Annotated in this window: 24 protein-coding genes; 10 read left to right on the top strand and 14 right to left on the bottom strand. The window is 54.0% G+C overall.

Features of this window, described 5'->3' with window-relative positions; all coding sequences use genetic code 11:
* The first annotated feature begins 38 nt into the window (after window positions 1-38).
* From amgK to accD, 4 genes are all read left to right on the top strand, one after another.
* A complete protein-coding gene (amgK, locus tag JDW22_RS07660; RefSeq protein WP_200522533.1) occupies window positions 39-1,049 on the top strand; it encodes an N-acetylmuramate/N-acetylglucosamine kinase AmgK in 1,011 nt (336 codons plus the stop codon).
* 11 nt (window positions 1,050-1,060) lie between these two features.
* Window positions 1,061-1,573: a hypothetical protein gene (locus JDW22_RS07655; RefSeq protein WP_200522532.1), complete on the top strand. Its 513-nt coding sequence runs from the start codon at window positions 1,061-1,063 to the stop codon at window positions 1,571-1,573.
* Window positions 1,574-1,598: 25 nt separating this feature from the next.
* A complete protein-coding gene (locus tag JDW22_RS07650) occupies window positions 1,599-1,742 on the top strand; it encodes a hypothetical protein (RefSeq protein WP_200522531.1) in 144 nt (47 codons plus the stop codon).
* A gap of 224 nt (window positions 1,743-1,966) precedes the next feature.
* Window positions 1,967-2,839, top strand: coding sequence for an acetyl-CoA carboxylase, carboxyltransferase subunit beta (accD, locus tag JDW22_RS07645; RefSeq protein WP_003798412.1), 873 nt, complete (start codon window positions 1,967-1,969; stop codon window positions 2,837-2,839).
* A 176-nt stretch (window positions 2,840-3,015) separates the two neighbouring features.
* Here the strand turns inward: accD and JDW22_RS07640 are convergent, their stop codons facing one another.
* The 6 genes from JDW22_RS07640 to lspA all read right to left on the bottom strand — a co-directional run bounded on the left by JDW22_RS07640 (window position 3,016) and on the right by lspA (window position 8,382).
* Window positions 3,016-3,357, bottom strand: a complete 342-nt coding sequence (locus JDW22_RS07640) for a hypothetical protein (RefSeq protein ID WP_200522530.1) — start codon at window positions 3,355-3,357, stop codon at window positions 3,016-3,018.
* A gap of 127 nt (window positions 3,358-3,484) precedes the next feature.
* Complete coding sequence (locus JDW22_RS07635) at window positions 3,485-4,972, bottom strand: S41 family peptidase (RefSeq protein WP_200522529.1); 1,488 nt, start codon at window positions 4,970-4,972, stop codon at window positions 3,485-3,487.
* A 174-nt stretch (window positions 4,973-5,146) separates the two neighbouring features.
* Window positions 5,147-6,409, bottom strand: a complete 1,263-nt coding sequence (murA, locus tag JDW22_RS07630; protein WP_200522528.1) for a UDP-N-acetylglucosamine 1-carboxyvinyltransferase — start codon at window positions 6,407-6,409, stop codon at window positions 5,147-5,149.
* Between the two features lie 165 nt (window positions 6,410-6,574).
* Window positions 6,575-6,781 (bottom strand): antitoxin, encoded by a 207-nt coding sequence (locus JDW22_RS07625; protein WP_200522527.1) that lies wholly within the window; start codon window positions 6,779-6,781, stop codon window positions 6,575-6,577.
* An 85-nt stretch (window positions 6,782-6,866) separates the two neighbouring features.
* The gene (gene ispH / locus JDW22_RS07620; RefSeq protein WP_200522526.1) at window positions 6,867-7,802 is read right to left on the bottom strand and encodes a 4-hydroxy-3-methylbut-2-enyl diphosphate reductase; all 936 of its coding nucleotides are present in this window, start codon (window positions 7,800-7,802) and stop codon (window positions 6,867-6,869) included.
* Between the two features lie 109 nt (window positions 7,803-7,911).
* Window positions 7,912-8,382: a signal peptidase II gene (gene lspA, locus JDW22_RS07615; protein WP_200522525.1), complete on the bottom strand. Its 471-nt coding sequence runs from the start codon at window positions 8,380-8,382 to the stop codon at window positions 7,912-7,914.
* A gap of 170 nt (window positions 8,383-8,552) precedes the next feature.
* On the opposite strand from lspA, the gene rpmE reads away from it, so the two are divergent.
* Window positions 8,553-8,774: a 50S ribosomal protein L31 gene (rpmE, locus tag JDW22_RS07610; protein ID WP_003798392.1), complete on the top strand. Its 222-nt coding sequence runs from the start codon at window positions 8,553-8,555 to the stop codon at window positions 8,772-8,774.
* A 143-nt stretch (window positions 8,775-8,917) separates the two neighbouring features.
* Here rpmE and JDW22_RS07605 read toward each other — a convergent pair whose 3' ends face one another.
* A complete protein-coding gene (locus tag JDW22_RS07605; RefSeq protein ID WP_003798388.1) occupies window positions 8,918-9,193 on the bottom strand; it encodes a DUF3079 domain-containing protein in 276 nt (91 codons plus the stop codon).
* Between the two features lie 110 nt (window positions 9,194-9,303).
* Window positions 9,304-9,936, bottom strand: coding sequence for a pyridoxamine 5'-phosphate oxidase (gene pdxH / locus JDW22_RS07600; protein WP_200522524.1), 633 nt, complete (start codon window positions 9,934-9,936; stop codon window positions 9,304-9,306).
* 176 nt (window positions 9,937-10,112) lie between these two features.
* On the opposite strand from pdxH, the gene hemA reads away from it, so the two are divergent.
* Window positions 10,113-11,387, top strand: a complete 1,275-nt coding sequence (gene hemA, locus JDW22_RS07595) for a glutamyl-tRNA reductase (RefSeq protein ID WP_200522523.1) — start codon at window positions 10,113-10,115, stop codon at window positions 11,385-11,387.
* Between the two features lie 308 nt (window positions 11,388-11,695).
* On the opposite strand, the gene JDW22_RS07590 is transcribed toward hemA, so the two are convergent.
* From JDW22_RS07590 to JDW22_RS07580, 3 genes are all read right to left on the bottom strand, one after another.
* Window positions 11,696-12,343, bottom strand: coding sequence for a hypothetical protein (locus tag JDW22_RS07590; protein WP_003798384.1), 648 nt, complete (start codon window positions 12,341-12,343; stop codon window positions 11,696-11,698).
* A gap of 141 nt (window positions 12,344-12,484) precedes the next feature.
* Window positions 12,485-13,174: a tetratricopeptide repeat protein gene (locus JDW22_RS07585; protein ID WP_200522522.1), complete on the bottom strand. Its 690-nt coding sequence runs from the start codon at window positions 13,172-13,174 to the stop codon at window positions 12,485-12,487.
* 121 nt (window positions 13,175-13,295) lie between these two features.
* Window positions 13,296-14,111 (bottom strand): DNA ligase, encoded by an 816-nt coding sequence (locus tag JDW22_RS07580; RefSeq protein ID WP_003798382.1) that lies wholly within the window; start codon window positions 14,109-14,111, stop codon window positions 13,296-13,298.
* A gap of 104 nt (window positions 14,112-14,215) precedes the next feature.
* Between JDW22_RS07580 and JDW22_RS07575 the strand changes: the two genes are divergently transcribed.
* Together JDW22_RS07575 and JDW22_RS13915 are read left to right on the top strand one after the other, a co-directional pair.
* A complete protein-coding gene (locus JDW22_RS07575) occupies window positions 14,216-14,914 on the top strand; it encodes a thermonuclease family protein (protein WP_246313980.1) in 699 nt (232 codons plus the stop codon).
* On the top strand, window positions 14,898-15,023 hold the full coding sequence (locus tag JDW22_RS13915; protein ID WP_003798377.1) for a hypothetical protein: 126 nt from the start codon (window positions 14,898-14,900) through the stop codon (window positions 15,021-15,023). The genes JDW22_RS07575 and JDW22_RS13915 overlap by 17 nt, the downstream gene beginning before the upstream one ends.
* Window positions 15,024-15,030: 7 nt before the next feature.
* Here the strand turns inward: JDW22_RS13915 and hslO are convergent, their stop codons facing one another.
* Both hslO and JDW22_RS07565 read right to left on the bottom strand, forming a co-directional pair.
* A complete protein-coding gene (gene hslO, locus JDW22_RS07570) occupies window positions 15,031-15,909 on the bottom strand; it encodes an Hsp33 family molecular chaperone HslO (protein WP_200522521.1) in 879 nt (292 codons plus the stop codon).
* A gap of 104 nt (window positions 15,910-16,013) precedes the next feature.
* Window positions 16,014-16,586, bottom strand: coding sequence for a UbiX family flavin prenyltransferase (locus tag JDW22_RS07565; protein ID WP_200522520.1), 573 nt, complete (start codon window positions 16,584-16,586; stop codon window positions 16,014-16,016).
* Between the two features lie 127 nt (window positions 16,587-16,713).
* Here JDW22_RS07565 and JDW22_RS07560 point away from each other — a divergent pair, with 127 nt between their 5' ends.
* Together JDW22_RS07560 and JDW22_RS07555 are read left to right on the top strand one after the other, a co-directional pair.
* Complete coding sequence (locus tag JDW22_RS07560; protein WP_200522744.1) at window positions 16,714-17,304, top strand: phosphatase PAP2 family protein; 591 nt, start codon at window positions 16,714-16,716, stop codon at window positions 17,302-17,304.
* Between the two features lie 140 nt (window positions 17,305-17,444).
* Window positions 17,445-18,185 (top strand): histidine phosphatase family protein, encoded by a 741-nt coding sequence (locus JDW22_RS07555; protein ID WP_200522519.1) that lies wholly within the window; start codon window positions 17,445-17,447, stop codon window positions 18,183-18,185.
* A 64-nt stretch (window positions 18,186-18,249) separates the two neighbouring features.
* Here JDW22_RS07555 and JDW22_RS07550 read toward each other — a convergent pair whose 3' ends face one another.
* Window positions 18,250-18,834 carry a hypothetical protein gene (locus tag JDW22_RS07550; protein ID WP_200522518.1) on the bottom strand — a complete coding sequence of 195 codons (585 nt, stop codon included), beginning with the start codon at window positions 18,832-18,834 and terminating at the stop codon, window positions 18,250-18,252.
* Window positions 18,835-18,874 lie beyond the last annotated feature (40 nt).

Raw genomic sequence — 18,874 nt, 5'->3', positions numbered from 1 at the left:
GACGGGCTATTTTAACCGAAAACCCGATAATTCACAGTATGCAACGAGAAACCCTGCTAAAAGACTGGCTCACCAGCGTTTACCCCAATCAACCCTTTGAACTAAGCTTTGCTGCTGCGGATGCCGATTTTCGCCGTTATTTTCGCGCCACCTTTGCCGATGGCAGCACGGTAATTTGCATGGACGCGCCGCCCGAAAAAATGCGCGAAAGCGTGGCGAATTATTTGAAAGTGCGCGATTTATTCAGCAGCCTGAATGTGCCCACCGTGCTCGCCAAAAATTTGGAGCTGGGGTTTATCGTGTTAAACGATTTGGGCGATGTGCAATACTTAAAAGCGATGCAGCAAGAAAACACGCCCGAGGCGCACAAAGCCTTGCTGCTGGAAGCGATTGACGAGCTGATTGTGTTGCAGCAATCCAGCCGGCCCGACCGCTTGCCCGAATACAGCCGCGAGATTTTGCTGCGCGAGATGAATTTGTTTCCCGAATGGTTTGTGGCAAAAGAATTAAACGGCAGCCTGAATTTTGCGCAACGCCAATTATGGCAACAAACGATGGACACGCTGCTGCCTGTGATTGAAGCGCAGCCCAAAGTGTATGTGCACCGCGATTTTATCGTGCGCAATCTGATGCTCACGCGCGGTCGCCCTGCGGTGTTGGATTTTCAGGATGCCTTATGCGGCGCAATCACTTACGATTTGGTTTCGCTGCTGCGCGATGCGTTTATTGAATGGGATGAAGAGTTTACGCTGGATTTGGTGATCCGCTATTGGGAAAAAGCGCGCGCGGCGGGCTTGCCTGTGCCTGCGCAGTTTGACACGTTTTATAAATGGTATGAATTCATGGGCGTGCAGCGGCATTTGAAAGTGGCGGGCATTTTTGCGCGGCTGTGGCACCGCGACGGCAAAGACAAATACCGCCCCGAAATCCCGCGCTTTTTGAACTACTTGCGCCGCACATCGCGCCGTTACGAAGAGCTGGCGCCGCTTTATGCGCTGCTGTTGCAACTGGTGGGCGATGATGAATTGCAAACGGGCTACACATTTTAGGAACGACAATCATGGCTGTTATTCAAACGCATATTCCCGTGCTGCTGGTGTCGCTGTCGGCTGGCATCATTGAAATTCACAATATGTCCAACCACCGCGCCAGCTTCAAAATGCCCACCACGCTGCGCATCGGCTTGGTGGACGATGTGATGAAGCCTTGCCCGTTTTCGCATCCGCGCGTTGCCATCGACGACGAGCAAGTGGCCGTCGATATTTTTCAAAACGCACTCGCCAAAAGCGGCATGGTGCAACGCAACCAGCCGTGCATCGTCGTGTTGCATCCGCAAAGCCATTTTGCCAGCGACATGACGCAAAGCGAACTGCAAATGCTCACCCGCATGGTGCACGAATCGGGCTTCCCCATCCACGGCGAAGTGTATTTTCTGCTCAAACCCACCATCGACGAGAGCGATTGGCAATATTTTGAAGCGATGGCGCGCGAGCCTGCGCCGCAACTGATGCAGCCTGAAAACCAAGCGGGCGTGTTGCGCCGCGCATGGAATTGGCTGGCGCAGAATTTGTGAGTCATACTTTTCAGGCTGCCTATTATTGTTTCCCCGCCTGATAAGGCAGCCTGAAAACCGATTGCGCTGCCCGCGCGTTAAACCCGAACACAATTTTCAGGCTGCCCTTTGCCAAGCGCAACAATACCCGCTATATTCCACCCCGCAAAAATTAGTACAAGCAATCTAAGAACCTGTATTCACTATTTCCATAGGTAGATTTTATGACATAAAAGCGTGGATACAAGGCAAAAAGCGCAGCAAGGTTGAACACCTTGCGAGCATTTTTAACGCAGTAGCCGCGTTTTTAGGGCATAGAAGATGCCTATGGAAATAGTGGATACAGGTTCTAAACCCCAACATCAGGCAGCCTGAAACCCCAAGGCAGCCTGAAACCCACATAAGGACAACCCCATGAGCTGGTTTGACAAAATCCTCCCCCCGAAAATCAAAAAAAATGACGACAAAAAATCAGGCGTGCCCGAAGGCTTGTGGCACAAATGCTCATCCTGCGGCGAAACCCAATACGCCACCGAGCTGAGCCAAAACCACAAAGTCTGCCCCAAATGCGGGCACCACGAAGCCCTCACCGCCCGCGAACGCCTAAACCTCTTGCTGGATGAAGCCAACCGCGAAGAAATCGGTGCCAACATCCACCCCACCGATATCCTGAAATTCAAAGACAGCAAAAAATACCCCGACCGCCTTGCCGCCGCCAAAAAAGCCACGGGCGAAGACGACGCGCTCGTGGTGATGCGCGGGCAGATGCACGGCTTGCCCGTGGTGATTGCCGCGTTTGAATTTCGCTTTATCGGCGGCTCAATGGGCTCGGTGGTGGGCGAGCGCTTCGTGCAAGGCGTGCGCCGCGCCGTTGCCGACAACTGCACCTTCATCTGCGTGGCCGCATCGGGCGGCGCGCGCATGCAAGAAGGGCTGAACTCGCTGATGCAAATGACCAAAACCAGCGCCTCGCTGCACCTGCTCAACGAAAAAGGGTTGCCGTTCATCTCCGTGCTCACCGACCCCACCATGGGCGGCGTGTCCGCCAGTTTCGCCTTCTTGGGCGACATCGTGGTCGCCGAACCCAAAGCCCTGATTGGCTTTGCCGGCCCGCGCGTGATTGAGCAAACCGTGCGCGAAAAACTGCCCGAAGGCTTCCAACGCGCCGAATTCTTGCTGGAAAAAGGCGCGATTGACCAAATCATCGATCGCCGCGAGATGAAAAAACGCCTTGCCGATTTGATTACCCTGCTGCGGCGCGAACCGCAAGTGAGCGAAGTGGTTTAGGCAGCCTGAAAAACGAAACGCAAACAAAAAGACGGATTTTTTGAGAATCCGTCTTTTTTGTGTCGGGACGGCGTGCGGCGGGAAGCGTTACGCCGTTTTCAGGCTGCCTTTTACCGCATAGCAAAGGCAGCCTGAAAACGCATTCGCACACTTTCAGGCTGCCTTATCGCCCCGCATCAACACATCTTGCGCACCACAACCGCCCGCTCATACCGCCCCAACGCGCCAAAGCCGTGCGGATTGTTTTGCGCTCGGGTTCGGATTGTGCCGTTCAAGCAAACGTTTTGTTTGATAAAAAACGCCTTGCTCGCCGCCCGTTGCTGCTTAATCCATTCGTTTAACACGCCGCGCTCGTCGTCCAGATAATACGTTTGCCCCTGATAGCTAAACTCCGCCTGTTCAAACGAAATTTGGACGATGCCGTTCATATCAACGGCCGGATTGGGCGCATCGGCATGAGCGCTTGCGGTGTGGCACGCGGTCAGGAGCAATAAAAAGGCAAGAATGGGTGTTTTCATGATGTTTCCCGTTTAGATAAAAATTGAGCGGATGGCTGCCCATTGGTTTTCAGGCTGCCTGTCGCGTAACCGACAGGCAGCCTGAAATTCAGCGCAACCCCGCATCGGGCGGGGTTTTGTTTACCGTTTATTTTTTCTTCTCTTCCGCCGCTTTTTTCTCATCGGCTTTCTTTTTCTCTTCCGCTAGCTTTTGCACGCCCTGCCCCAAAGACTGCTGCCATTCGCTTGGGTTTTTCAGCAAGTCCAACGCTTTGCGCAGTTGGTCGTCTTTGCTGGGGTCGGGTTTTCGGCGCGAAGCCAAATCTTCCAATTTTGGTTTTGGCTCGCTGGCGGCAGCGGGCTGGGTTTCTTCCTTGCTGTCGGGTTCGGAAGCGGAAATGGCGGTTTTTACGCCGTTTTCGCCCAGCGGGTTGTCAATGTGTCCTGACAAATCCGCCTCGTGGCTTTCAAACGTGCGGGTTTTGTCTTTCACTTCCACGTCGGGCACGATGCCGGTGGCTTGGATGGAGCGGTCGTTGGGCGTGTAATACAGCGCGGTGGTGATTTTCAACGCGCCGCCGCCAGACATCGGAATCACCGATTGCACCGAGCCTTTGCCGAAGCTGCGCGTGCCCACGATGACCGCGCGTTTGTGGTCTTGCAACGCGCCTGACACAATCTCCGAAGCCGAAGCCGAGCCTGAGTTAATCAACACGGTGATGGGGATGTTTTTGATTTCGGCGGGCAGCGAAGCCAAGGGGTCGGTGCCTACCGACAAGATGTAATCCTCGGGGCGGGCTTTGAGCAGCATGCCTTGTTTGTTGTCGCGCCCTTTGGTGCTTACGACTACGGAATCTTTGGGCAGGAACACGGCAGACACGCCCACCGCGCCGTTAAGCAGGCCGCCGGGGTCGTCGCGCAAATCCAGCACCAAGCCTTTGAGCGGGGCTTTGTTTTCTTGGGTTAATTTGTTCACCGCTTCGGCAACCGAAGCCACCGTGCGCTCTTGGAACTGGGTTACGCGGATGTAGCCGTAGCCGTTTTCCAGCAAATGCGAGCGCACGCTTTGCACTTTAATCACCGCGCGGGTCAGGTTCACGACAATCGGTTTGTCGGCATCTTTGCGCGAGAGCGTGAGCGTGATTTTGGTGCCTGGTTTGCCGCGCATTCTTTTGACGGCATCGTTCACCGTCATGCCGCGCGTGGATTCGTTGTCGATTTTCACGATGAAATCGCCGCTTTTCACGCCTGCGCGCTCGGCGGGGGTGTCTTCAATCGGCGCGATCACTTTCACAAAGCCGTCTTCCGAGCCGACTTCCATGCCCAAGCCGCCGAATTCGCCAGTGGTGGATTCTTTCATTTCGGCATAACCTTTTTTGTTCATGTATTCCGAATGCGGGTCCAGCCCCGCCACCATGCCTTTGATGGCTTCTTCCAGCAGCTTGTCGTCGTCGGATTTGTTCACATAGTTGGCTTTAATTTGCCCATACACTTCCGCCATGGTTTTGAGCGATTGGATGGGCAGGTTGTCGTCGGTTTTTTTGTCGGCGGCGAAACTTTGCGCACCGATGCTCAGCGCCACACCGCTGATTGCGCCACAGGTGTAGAGGGCGATTTTTTTCCAAGTTTGAGACATAGTTGTGTGTCTTTCCTTTTGTTGTCGTGTTGTTTCAGGCAGCCTGAAAACGCAAAGGCGTAAGGGTAGGCGATTTTATGGGTTTAGAAAAGGGCGCAAACAAAAATTAACGAAAAAGATGAGTGCATTAGCGTTTTCAGGCTGCCTTATCCAGTAAAGGCAGCCTGAAAACGCTTATCCGCGGATGCGCTCAATCTTTGCGCCCACGCCGCCGAGTTTTTTCTCAATGTATTCGTAACCGCGGTCTAGGTGGTAGATTCGGTCCACAATCGTTTCGCCGCTGGCCACCAAGCCTGCCAGCACCAAGCTGGCGGAGGCGCGCAAATCGGTTGCCATCACGGTTGCGCCCGAGAGCGTTTCTACGCCCGTGAGCAGCGCGGTATGCCCGTCCACCGAAATGTTCGCGCCCATGCGGTTGAGCTCGGGCACATGCATGAAGCGGTTTTCAAAAATGGTTTCAGTTACTTTGCTCACGCCGTCTGCCACCACGTTCATCGCCATAAATTGCGCCTGCATATCGGTGGGGAAGGCGGGGTGCACGGCGGTGCGGATATTTACTGCTTTGGGGCGTTGCTGCATTTCTATCGTAATCCAATCCTCGCCCGTGGTGATGATGGCGCCCGCTTCGGTGAGCTTGTCCAACACCGCTTCCATGGTTTTGGGCGCGGCATGGCGCAGGGTTACTTTGCCGCCGGTCATCGCCACCGCGCACAGGAACGTGCCCGCTTCAATGCGGTCGGGCACTACGCTGTGTTCGCAGCCGTGCAGCTCGTTCACGCCTTCCACCGTCATGGTGGCCGTGCCGATGCCGCTGATTTTCGCGCCCATTTTCACCAAGCATTCCGCCAAGTCCACCACTTCGGGCTCAACCGCGCAGTTTTCCAGCGTGGTAACGCCTTGCGCCAAAGTCGCCGCCATCAGCAGGTTTTCTGTGCCGCCCACGGTTACTACGTCCATCACCACGCGCGCGCCTTGCAGCTTGCCTTGGGGCGCAACGGCTTTCACATAGCCGTGTTCAATCGTAATCTGCGCGCCCATCGCTTCCAAGCCTTTCAGATGCTGGTCCACAGGGCGGCTGCCAATCGCGCAGCCCCCCGGCAGGCTCACTTCGGCTTTGCCAAAGCGCGCCAGAGTAGGACCGAGTACCAAAATAGAAGCGCGCATGGTGCTGACCAAATCATACGGCGCGTGGGTGTTGTTTACCGTGCCGCCGTTGATTTCAAACTCGCTGATGTTGTCGGTCATCACGCGCGCGCCCATGCCTTGCAGCAGCTTTTGCGTGGTTTTGACATCCGCCAACATGGGCACGTTTTTGAGCCGCAACGTGCCCGATGTGAGCAGGCCCGCGCACATCAGCGGCAGCGCGGCGTTTTTTGCGCCCGATACGGTGATTTCGCCGTTAAGTTTGCCATTGGCGATGATTTTGAGTTTGTCCATGGTCAATTCCCTGAAATTTTTGCTTGAAAAATGGGCGCGATTATAGCTTAAAGCGGTTAAGGGCGTGGGTAAAAGGCAGCCTGAAAATGGGGGATTCATTTTCAGGCTGCCTTTGGGGGGTAATCCAGTTATCCAGTATAAACAGATATGCCTCGCAACTCGTTTTTAGGCTTGCTCGCCGCGTTCCAGCACAAAATCGGGTTCAAACTCGGCAACGGCTTCGCGCAGGCTTTGCCAATTATTGTTTTTGGGCATCAGTAAAATACCGTTGCCAAAATGCTGGATGATGACTTCTGATGTATCAAACTGAAAGGCTTGGGGTAAGCGAACGGCTTGGGAACGCCCTGTAATAAAGATTTTGGCGGTTTGCATGATGATATCTTTTTTGATAGATATCGGCGTAGCTTACCACGCAAGGTTTAAGGCAGCCTGAAATCCAATTTTCAGGCTGCCTCTACTATTCGCGCAACTCCTTGGGCAAGGCAAACACCATATGCTCATCCACCGCATCGCCCTGTTCCACCTTATCCACGCCCCAATCTTTAATTTGCTGAATCACTTGCTGCACCAGCACCTCGGGCGCGCTCGCTCCCGCCGTTACGCCCACCTTATTCTTGCCGTCAAACCATTCGCGTTGCAACAACGAAGCGTTGTCCACCATATATGCCTCCACGCCGCGCTGCGTTGCCACTTCGCGCAAACGGTTGCTGTTAGACGAATTGGGCGAGCCAACCACAATCACAATATCGCAATCCGCCGCCAAATCTTTCACCGCCGCTTGGCGATTGGTGGTGGCGTAGCAAATGTCTTCCTTGTGCGGGTTTTTGATAAGCGGGAAACGCGCGTTGAGGGTGGCGATGATATCGGCGGTTTCGTCCACCGACAGCGTGGTTTGGCTCACATACGCCAGCTTATCGGGGTTGGCTACCACCAAATCCGCCACATCCTCCACCGTTTGCACCAACAGCATTTTGCCGCTGGGCAGTTGCCCCATTGTGCCTTCCACTTCCACGTGCCCCGCGTGCCCAATCATAATAATCTGATAGCCCTGCGCATCCAGTCGCGCCACTTGCTTGTGCACTTTGGTAACCAGCGGGCAAGTGGCATCAAACACGCGAAAACCGCGCTCGGCGGCTTCGGCTTGCACCGCTTTGGATACGCCGTGCGCCGAGTAAATCAGCGTTGCGCCCTGCGGCACTTCCGCCAAGTCGTCAATAAAAATCGCACCTTTATCGCGCAAGCCATCCACCACAAATTTGTTGTGCACGACTTCGTGGCGCACATAAATCGGCGCGCCAAATAACTCCAACGCGCGTTCTACGATGGAAATGGCTCTGTCCACGCCCGCGCAAAAACCGCGTGGGTTAGCGAGCATAATGGTTTTTTGGGTCATGGTTTTTCTCTTGATGATGTTGGTGGTTTCAGGCTGCCTTGGCGGGGGAAACCGATTGGGCGAAGCAGCCTGAAAACAGGTTTTTGGCTGTCGTGGCGCTGTGCCATTTTCAGGCTGCCTTTTTATGCTTGATGCTGTCAATCGCCAGCAACACCGCGCCCACGCAGATAAAACTGTCGGCAACGTTAAACGCGGGGTAATAATGCTCGCCCCAGTAAAACAGCAAAAAATCCACCACTTTCTCGTGCACAAAGCGGTCAATCACGTTGCCCAACGCGCCGCCGATAATCATCGCCGCTGCCCAGTTGCCCAGCTTGCCGAATTCGTTTTTGGCGATGCCGCGCGCCAGATAGCCGCTAATCACAAACGCCAGCACGATAAACAAATATTTCTGCGCGCCGCCCATGTCGGCAAGGAAGCTGAACGCCGCGCCGGGGTTGTACACAAGGGTGAGGTCAAAAAAATGGGGGATGATGTTGAGCCGCTCTTGGTAGGCAAAGCGGGCGAGAACGGCGGATTTGCTGATTTGGTCAAGGATGACGGCGGCAATCGCCACCAGCCAATAGGGTAGGTATTTCATCGGTTTGCGCTTGGAAAAATAAAGCGGGGGATTGTACTGGATTTTCAGGCTGCCTTAAATGCACAAAAGCACCGGCTTCTTGCCAAACAAATGAAAAATCAGGATAATGCGCGGCTTCGTTCAATGAGGCGCAGGCAAAACCCCTACGCTCGCTTTTTTAAGGAAAAAACATGAAACCTGAAATTCATCCCGAATACCATGAAGTCAACGTTACCTGCTCTTGCGGCAACCAATTCGTAACCAAATCCACCATGGCAAAAGAAAACTTCAACATTGAGGTTTGCTCAAACTGCCATCCTTTCTACACAGGCAAACAAAAAATTGTGGACACCGCAGGCCGCGTGGACAAATTCAATCAAAAATACGGCAATATGTTCAAACGTTCGGTTTGATTTATGCCCGCAAAGGCAGCCTGAAAACGGGGGAACTCGTTTTCAGGCTGCCTTTTTCGTTGCAACATGTGATTGGCTGCAACCAACAAAAACACGCTTTGCCCCGCCGCAAAGCGTGTTTGCCTTTTCAGGCTGCCCCGACCTTATCGCTTAACCGGCAGCTTGATATGCGGCTTCACTTTCGGCGCAGCCGCAGGCTCCGGCTCGGGCGCAATCAAGCCCAACTCAATCTGCTGCTCTTTGCTCAGCAAATTGCTCCAATCGCCGTTTTTGTACCACTCGGGGCCGTCCAGCTCAATCGGATGCTGAATCCGCTCGCAGCCGTTGCCGCACAGCAAATCATCATCCTTGCAATATTTGTCGCAGCCCCAGCAAATCCGCTCGGGATGCTTGGGGAAAATTGGAAATTTTTTTGCCATTGTTTTTGTTCCTCTTGATTATTGTTTTATCGCTCAATTGGCAGCCTGAAAACCATGTTTACGCCATTTTCAGGCTGCCTATCAGTTTGCCTATCAAGGCAGCCTGAAAACTACGGCGCAAGCCGCATTTTTTGCCACGCGCCATCCGCCAGCACATAACACACGCGGTCGTGCAAACGGCTGGGCCGCCCCTGCCAAAATTCCACGCGGTCGGGCCGCACCACATAGCCGCCCCAATGCGGCGGGCGCGGCACTTTCAACGGATGCCGCGCGCCAAACATCGCCGCCCGCGCCACCAGCACCGCCTTGTTCGCAATCGGCCGGCTTTGCTCGCTCGCCCACGCGCCCACGCGGTTGGTGTAGGGGCGGCTGGCAAAATAGGCATCCGATTCGTGTTCGGGCAGCCTGAAAACCTGCCCCTCGATGCGCACCTGTCGTTCCAATTCAGGCCAAAAGAAAGTGAGCGCGGCAAACGGATGCTGCGCCAGCGCCTGCCCCTTGCGGCTGGCGTAATTGGTAAAAAAAACAAAACCCTGCGGGTTCACTTCTTTCAACAGCACCACGCGATTAGTGGGGCGGTTATCCGCACCCACCGTTGCCACGTTCATCGCCGTCGGCTCGTTTACCTGCGCCGCCATCGCCTCGTTCAGCCACAATTCAAACTGCTCAATCGGGTCCGCCAAACATTGCGCCTCGGATAATTCCTGCTTGCTGTAATCCTGCCGGATCGCGTGCAAATCCATGTGATTCCCCAAACATGCGTGGAAAATTTAATTATATGCCTATGCCAAATATAGAGCAAAACTGACATCCCAGATGAGAATGAATCGCATTTAATAGTCAAAATCTTAAAGTTTCAATAAGCTCTTTATTTTTTGCTATAATCGCGCCAATCATTTCCAATAATACAAACCACGTTATGAAACTCACCGTTATTGGGCTCAACCACCAAACCGCCCCCCTGGCCATCCGCGAACAACTCGCCTTTTCCGCCGCAGCCTTGGCGGATGCCGTGCGCGATTTGAGCGTGAACGCCGCAGCCGAAGCCGTTATCCTTTCCACCTGCAACCGCACCGAGCTCTATTGCGTGGGCGATGCCGACATGATTATCAGCTGGCTGGCGCACTACCAAGGCGTGAACGCCGCCGACATCCGCCCCTATCTTTACACGCTCGGATGCAGCGAAACCATCCGCCACGCCTTCCGCGTTGCCTGCGGTTTGGACAGCATGGTGCTGGGCGAGGCGCAAATTTTGGGGCAAATGAAAGAAGCCGTGCGCATCGCGCGCGAACAAGGCAGCATCAGCACATGGCTCAACGCCCTGTTTCAACGCACGTTTCAGGCTGCCAAAGAAGTGCGCAGCCTAAGCGGCGTGGGCGACAACGTGGTTTCCATGGCAAGCGCGGCGGTGCGTATGGCGGAACAAAGCGTGGGCGACATCAGCCGCCTGAACGTGTTATTTGTGGGCGCGGGCGAAATGAACGAAAGCGTGGCAACCTATTTTGCCGCCAAACAACCGCGCAGCCTGATGATTACCAACCGCACGCTCACCCGAGCTGCCAATTTATGCAGCAAACTGGGCAACGGCGCGCAAGCCTGCAAACTGGAAGCCCTGCCCGAAATTTTGCACCGCTACGACATCATCATCTCTTGCACCGGCAGCGAATTGCCCGTGATAACACGCGAGATGATGGCACGCGCCGCCGCGCAACGCACAAGCAGCCTGAAAACCGTAGGCTTTGATAAAACCGACCGGCAATTTATGCTGGATTTGGCTGTGCCACGCGACATAGAAGCCAGCATTGCCGAGCTGCCGCACATCGCCCTGTTTACCGTGGACGACATGGCAGAGCGTGTGGTGCACGGCAAAGAAGCTCGCGCCGCCGCCGCCGCCCAAGCCGAAGCGATGGTGCAAGCCAAAGTGAACGAATTTGTGGCATGGCAGCAAAGCCGCCAGCGCGTGCCGCTGATTTGCGCCCTGCGCGATGAAGGTGAACGCGCCCGCCAGCAAGTGCTCAACCACGCCATGCGCCAGCTTGCCAAAGGCACGCCGCCCGAAGAAGTGCTGGAACGGCTGTCGGTGCAGCTCACCAACAAGCTGCTGCATTCGCCCACGCGCGCGTTAAACAAAGCCGATTCGCATGATATTCATGTAGTCAAAGCGTTGGCGCAGGTTTATCACTTGCCGCATTGAGTTGGTGATAGAAAAATAGTTTTCAGGCTGCCTAATGGGATGTTAGGCAGCCTGAAAGCGTGTTGGGGGGATTGTTTTCAGGCTGCCTTTGTGTGTTTCATAAAGGCAGCCTAAAATTTATTTTGGGGTTAAGGGGGAGCAGAAATCATTTTGCGACATTATGGTGCGCTATGTTTAGCTTTACTTTGTGTCAATTATCCGATTTGCTTGCTGTTGGCAAAATTGGCATGGTTAACTTTTACCAGAGCGGTGTAATTGGCAATTTGTTGAATGGTATGTTTACTCATTTGTTCATCTCCTAGTTTAGGTTATTTCCAATAAAAATATTTTTTATATATTTCAAGTTCATTCTCAGGGTTACACTCTTTATGCCCATTTCGGATGCCGAGTAGATTGGATAAACTTACGCCAGCTACGTTTACGATAGAATTGCCATTTCCAGAGAACCAAGTATATGTATATAGTACGGTCTTGGTTTCCCAATCGTAGTAAAGATAGCTATCTAAACTTGCGTAATCATTAAATGCATAATGGTCTGTACCATAGACTAATACACGCTTATGGGTTATGTAGTGAAAGTCATATTTAATTCCTTTAAAAGTGAATGTAGCGGGATATGTCTGCTTTTCTTTTTCGGAGAGCTCGGACATTTCTTTTTCTTCGGAATCGGCAAGTTCCTGCCAAGCCTTATGCCCGCCTACCATTTCAATCCATTTTTCAGGCTGTACATAGATAGTCAGTTTTGCCTGCTTGCAGGCTTCCACTCCTGCCCAATAGGTACGTTGCCCCTCAATGAACCATTTAATCCACCAGCCACCAAAGGTGAGCATAAAACCAATAAAAGCAACGATGCACGCAGCACGCTTGTTTTTAATCAGTATCAACGGTAAAAATGTGGCAAGACAAACAATAATGAACCACAGGGCTAAACCGAGCAAAATGGCAACACCGAGCATGACTTTCTCTTATTGGATTGAGTAATTTGTGAATAAGCGTGGGGTAATGGGCTAACCGTTTGGTTTGCGAAATTTTCTTTTATAGTCATCTATTTATTCTTTTTCAGGCTGCCTTGTGTTCACATAGGCAGCCTGAAAACCCTATTTCTTATCAAAATCAATAATCTCCGACACCATGCTTTTTTTGGCAACCAAGCTCAGTTGCAGCGCGGCAAGCTGGCTAAACAGTTGGTCTTTTTTCACTTCAGGATTTTTTTGCAGCGCGGTAAACACGCGCTTGGCTTCGTCAAACCGCCCCAGCTTGCGCAGCATTTCGCCACGCAAAAATTGCGTGTTAATGGCATCTTTGCTGCTGATTGCCTTGTTTGCCAACACCTTATCGGCGTATTCCAGCGTTTTGCTAAACGATTCTTGGCTTTCGCTCTGCCAGCTTGCCTTTAAAAAAATATTCATCATTTGCTGCGCATCGGTGTTTTCGCCCGCCAGCTCCATCATACGCCCCCATGCGAAATAGCTGGGCGACTGCGCGGCGATTTGCTGGTATTCCGCGCTGTTGACCACGCGCTCAAACTTCGCCAATTCTGCCTTGCTGAATTGGTTTTTAAACATCACGAATTTGTTTTTGGGGCATTGCGGAATGGCAAACGGCGCGGCAATCGGCCCGACCGGGCGTGTGTCGGTCATCATACCGAAGCTGGTGCCCGAGGTGTCAATGGTTTGCGAGAAGGTTTCGCCGCCAATCGGGCAGGTGAACGCCTTTTCCGTTGCGGTGTGCGCCCATGCCGATGCGCCGGCGGCAAGGAGCAAAAGGGCGAGCAGTTGGGTTTTCATGGGATTCCTTTGGCTGGGGCTGCGATAAAGCGGTGGATTTTAAGGGCTTTGAGGCAGCCTGAAAACCCGCTTTCCGCTTTTCAGGCTGCCTCAATGCGACCTCAATGCAATGATTTGCGTTTTATTTGTCCGTTCGCGCGCGCAAAAACGTGGCAAAGCGCGGCGTGCCTTTGCTGGTGAAGCCGCGGTATTTATAAGTGATGGTGCTGCCGATTTTGGGCGGGTTTTTGCGCTGTGCGTCTTTAAAGCCCGAGCCGATGCGAAATTCGCCGAGCTGGTTTTTGCACGACAACGCGCCGAGCATGCCCGCATATTTGCCTTTGCCTTCATGGTGTTGCGTAACCACGCATTCGGCATCGTGGGCGGATTTGAGCTTCAACAAATCGCTGCTGCGCCCGCCTTGATACGGCGTGTCGGGGTTGCGCAGCATCACGCCCTCGCCGCCTTGCGCTTCGATTTCGCGCAAAAACCGCCGCGCGTGGGCTTCGTTTTGCACCGGCGTTTGCGCGAGCACGGCAAAATTGGCGTTGGGATGCTTGGCGAGATGCTGCTTCGCCTTGGCTAAACGCTGATACAGGTTGCCGCTTTCTTTTGGCGCATCAAACACATACAGCTTGATGCCCTGCCAAGAATGCCCCGCCGTGCGCACCGCCGCCGATACCGCTTCAAACTTGCCGCGCCCGATATACAGCTCGCCATCCAGCGCGAACGGCGGAAAATCGCGGGTGAAGCCCGCAGGCGGGGCGAACACGTTGCCTTGGCGGCTGATTAGCTGCTTGCCGTCCCAATAGGCGCGCACGCCGTCCAGCTTTTCGCTCATCGCCCAGCCTTGGATGTTTTGGTTTTTGTATTCTTGCGCCAGCATCAGATTGGGCGCGGCGGCTTGGGCGGCGGGGATGGCGGCGAGGGCGAGCATGGGGATGAATTTTGCAAACATGGGGGTTCCTTTGCGGTTTTCGTTTCGCGGCAACGTGCGTTGCTCGTTTTAGCTTCGTTGAAGCCTGCGGCTTTCAGGCTGCCTGAAATTATAAATGATTTGCCGTGCCGCATTCGGCTTTCTCTGCGCCGCATCATCCAGTACACTACGCAGCCGATTTCGCCGCAACGGGCAACGCTATTTTCAAGCTGCCCCGTATGGTTGAACCTCTGCAAGGGGCATCCTATCGGGCGGCATTTCCGTTTAACCGCACCACTCAAACGATTGAAACCATGAAACACACGCTCCCCCTTTTCGCGCTGCTGCTTCCGCTCGCCGCCTGCGCCCAACTGCCCATCAGCTACACCGCCCGCGTAACCGGCGTGCACGATGGCGACACAGTGCGCGTAACCGATGCGCACGGCGCAAAACGGCGCATCCGCCTTGCCTACATCGACGCGCCCGAGCTGGACCAAGCGCACGGCATCGCCAGCCGCGACGCGCTGCGGCAGCTGGTTGAGCGGCAAACGGTGCGGCTCACCATCCACGACACCGACCGCTACCAACGCCAAATCGCCACCATCACGCTGGGCGGGCAAGACATCAACCGCGCGCAAATTGAAAACGGCAACGCGTGGCACTACCGCAGCATCGCGCGCAAACGGCAAAACCCAACGGATTACGCGCAATACAGCCAAGCCGAAGCGCGGGCGAAGCAGGAAAGAATCGGCTTATGGCACGGTAAAAACCCGCTTGCGCCGTGGGCGTATCGGCAACAGCAGCGGGCGGCGATGATGCAGGAGAACAATGGGGCGATGCGGTAGGCAGCCTGAAATCCAAATGGAACGGCAACGGCTCATTACCGCCCTATTGAATACAAAAATTTCAGGCTGCCTGTTGTCTCCAATCAGGCAGCCTGAAAACGATACTTGATTCAAAATCAATGCGCGGGATGCCGCTGCACCGCCGCCACCACGTCCATGCCGAACAGCGCGTTGATGTCGGTTTCGTCGAAGGTGTAGTGTTGGTTGCAGAAATCGCAATCCACGGTGATGCTGCCTTCTTCGGCCACCACTTTACCCACTTCTTCGCCGCCGAGCATCAGCAGCATGTCGCTCACTTTGCCGCGCGAGCAGGTGCAGGCGAACTCCAAATCTTCGGCGGGGAACACACGCGGCGGAGTTTCGTGGAACAGGCGATACAGCAGGTTTTGCGCATCTAGGTGCAAAAGCTCGGTGGCGGTGAGCGTGCCCGCCAGCGTGGTAACGTGTTCCCATGCGGCATCGTCCAGCTCTTCTTCGGGCAGGCGTTGCAGCAGCAAGCCGCCGATGTGGTTGTCGTCTGCGGCGAGGGCGATGTGGGTTTGCAGCTGTTCGCTGCGGGTCATGTAGTGCATCAGCATATCGGCGATGCTGCCGCCTTCCAGCGGCACGACACCTTGCCACGGTTCGCCGTTTTTGGGCTGCACGGTGAGCACGAACACGCTGTTGTCGCCCAACAGTTGGGTTAAATCGGCATCATCGGCGATGGCGGCGGTTTCGTCCCAGCGGGCGGTGGCGCGCACGGTGTCTTCGGAGGTGGCTTCCACCACCAGCATTTTCAGGCTGCCTTGCCCTTGCACTTGCACGATGAGCGTGCCGTCCAGTTTCAAATTGCTGGATAGAATCGCGCCGGCGGCCAGTAGTTCGCCTAGGGCGCGGCGGATGGCTTTGGGGTAGGGTTTTTGCTGGGCGATGTGTTGCCAAACGTCGGTGAGCTGAACGTGGATACCGCGTATGGGCTGGTTATCAAAAATAAAGCGGGTGCGTTGGTCGGTCATGGTTTTTCCTTTAAGTGTGAATGAACAGTGAGCCGCTATATGGTTTCAGGCTGCCTGAAAATCAAGGTTCGCCGCCATTTATCAAACCGTCCGCATCGCCCGTTTTACCTGTTTTCAGGCTGCCATTCCTGCTGCTGCGCCAATTCCACGCCCAGCAAGCCCAGCGCGCGCGCCACGCTTTGCGTGATGATGTCGTCAACGCTTTCAGGCTGCATATAAAGCGCGGGCACGGGCGGGAACACGATGCCGCCCATTTCGCTTACGCGGCGCATATTGTCCAAATGGGCGAGGTTCAGCGGCGTTTCGCGCACCATCAACACCAGCCGCCGCCGCTCTTTGAGCGTTACATCCGCCGCGCGGGTAAGCAAATTATCGCTGGTGGCATGGGCAATCGCCGACAGCGTGCGCATGGAGCAGGGCGCAACCAGCATCCCCGCTGTGCGAAATGAACCGCTGGCGATGCTGGCGGCGAGGTTGCCAATCGGATGCACCACATCCGCCAGCGCGTACACTTCGTCGCGGCTGAGGGCGGTTTCCGAAGCGCGGGTCAGCTCCGCCCCTTTGGAAACCACCAAATGCGTTTCCACCTGCGGCACGGCTCGCAGCAGTTGCAATGCCTTGTAGCCATAGGCAAACCCGCTTGCGCCGCTGATGCCGATAATCAAACGTTGAACCATCTTGCCCACTCGTAAACATAAAAACGCGCGATTATAGCGGTTTCGCCGCCAAGGCAGCCTGAAAACCTTGCGCAAAACCCCGTTTTCAGGCAGCATCGCCCGGTTTTTCAACCGCAAGGACGCTCACATGGAATTTAGCGACTACTTCGTCAATCTGGTATTAAGCGGCATCTTAATCGTTGGCGCGTATCAGTTTTATTTTTTCACCCAACGCCATCCGCTGCGCAAACCCATCGTATGGCGCTCGCCGATTGATGAAGCCATCCCTTTCAAACCGCAATGGTCTTGGGTGTACAGCTTTTTGTATTACCCCGCCATTTTGTATCTGAACCTGCTTGCCGAAGACAGCGGCCATTTCAACAAAATGGCGTTCAGCTTTTTGGTATTGCTGTTTATGCAGATGATTTTTTTCTGGCTGTTTCCCGTCTCCACGCCCGAGCATTGGCGCAGCATCAACACCGGCAAAACGTGGTCGGAAAAATTTTTGCTGTTCGTGCAAAAGTTTGACCAATCCACCAACTGCTTCCCCAGTATGCACGTTTCCGTTGCCATGCTCACCACGCTGCACGCATGGAGCGGCTTGGGCGCGTGGGGGCTGCTGTTCCCGCTGTTGATTGCCCTATCGTGCGTGTACACCAAGCAGCATTATCTGGTTGACCTGCCTGCCGGCGCGTTGCTTGGCTGCCTGGCTTATGTGGTGTACGGCTGGGTGGCATAAACAACGCAAGACAGCCTGAAAATCATTCTTTCAGGCTGCCTTTTTAACAACGCCCCGCAGCGTTTTCAGGCTGCCCCAACATCATGCGGCAGCCTGAAAACATCCCTTCAACGCAATCCCCCCAAGCAAAAGGACACCCCATGCCCGCCACCCTCAACCTCTATCTTATCCGCCACGGGCAAACCGAATACAACGCCGCAGGCATCGTGCAAGGCTGGTGCGACTCCCCGCTCACCGCCGAAGGCAAAGCAGGCGCCGCGCAAACAGGCAACGCCATCGCCCAAGCCCAAATCCCCATCGCCGCCGCCTATTGCAGCACCAGCCCGCGCACCGCCGCCACCGCGCAAATCATCCTACAACACGCCCGCCAGCCGCACATCACGCCCGTCGCGTTGGACGACCTGCGCGAATACCACTTCGGCTCGTTTGAACGACAACCCTCGCGCCACATCCACCAAACCATCGCGCAAGAATTGGGCTACGACAGCACGGAAGACTGGCTCGCCGACTACCGCAGCGGCAAACACAGCAACAACCAACTGATGCACACGCTCCACCGCATAGACCCACGCGCCGAGCAAGAAAGCCAATTCATCCGTCGCCTGCATCGCGGCATCCAACACATCATCGCCAACAGCCTTGCCGATATAAATCAAGGCAGCCTGAAAACGAGCAACGCGCGTTTCTGCGAAGCTAAAACCGAATCCCCCGCGCAAAACGTGCTCATCGTGTCGCACGGCATGGCCATCACCGCCCTGTTGCGCAGCATCAACCCGCAAGCCATCGCCTACCGCAGCGTGCCCAACGCCAGCGCCACCCTGCTGCGCTACACCCCCAGCGGCGGCTTGCAGATTATCGGCGAAGCGGGCAAAGCGTTGTAACGGCACAAGCAAACAGGGCAGAGGTTGAATCTCTGCCCTTGCGGGTGATGGGATAGGCGGCATTTCAGGCTGCCTTTTCGTATAGCGATTTAGCGAAATTAAGTTTTCCAAGCACATAACAATCGCAGCTATTTTCTAAATCAAACCATGTATTCAGATACTTGTTTATATCCTTAACACACCATTCTTTTTTTAGAGCCACTAATAAATAATACCCATCAACAAAAATAGCTAAAAAATTTCCATTTTTGTCGGCGGCACAATATGCACCATTAAGCATTTGCATCATAGATGCTGAAATTATCTCTAAAAAAGAAAAATCCAACCCTGTTTTCGCTAGCATTATGGGATTGTAATCATCAATATTTATGCCCAAGGGAAACCAATATATTTCATTATTGCTATTTATTTTTTTGTGGTTACAAATCCATCTAAATAATGGATATAAGATTTCAAAATCTTTATACGCTTCAAAATCCAACAAAATATGAAAATCAACCAAGGCATCTTTTGTAAAAACACCTTCGGAATCAAAGAAAACCATCTGATTTTTTACAAATTCTATTTCGCTATCGCTTAGCTTTCCATAATAGGGCTTACTGGGGTCTGTATCATCAAACCAAGGCTTTGCTTTATTTGTTATACCCATTTTTTTATCTATCCAATTCTATAAATAGGCAGCCTGAAAA

The organism is Kingella bonacorsii, assembly GCF_016623605.1.
In the GTDB taxonomy this organism is placed as follows: Bacteria; Pseudomonadota; Gammaproteobacteria; order Burkholderiales; family Neisseriaceae; genus Kingella_B; species Kingella_B oralis.
This window is presented reverse-complemented; position numbering and strand designations above follow the sequence as displayed.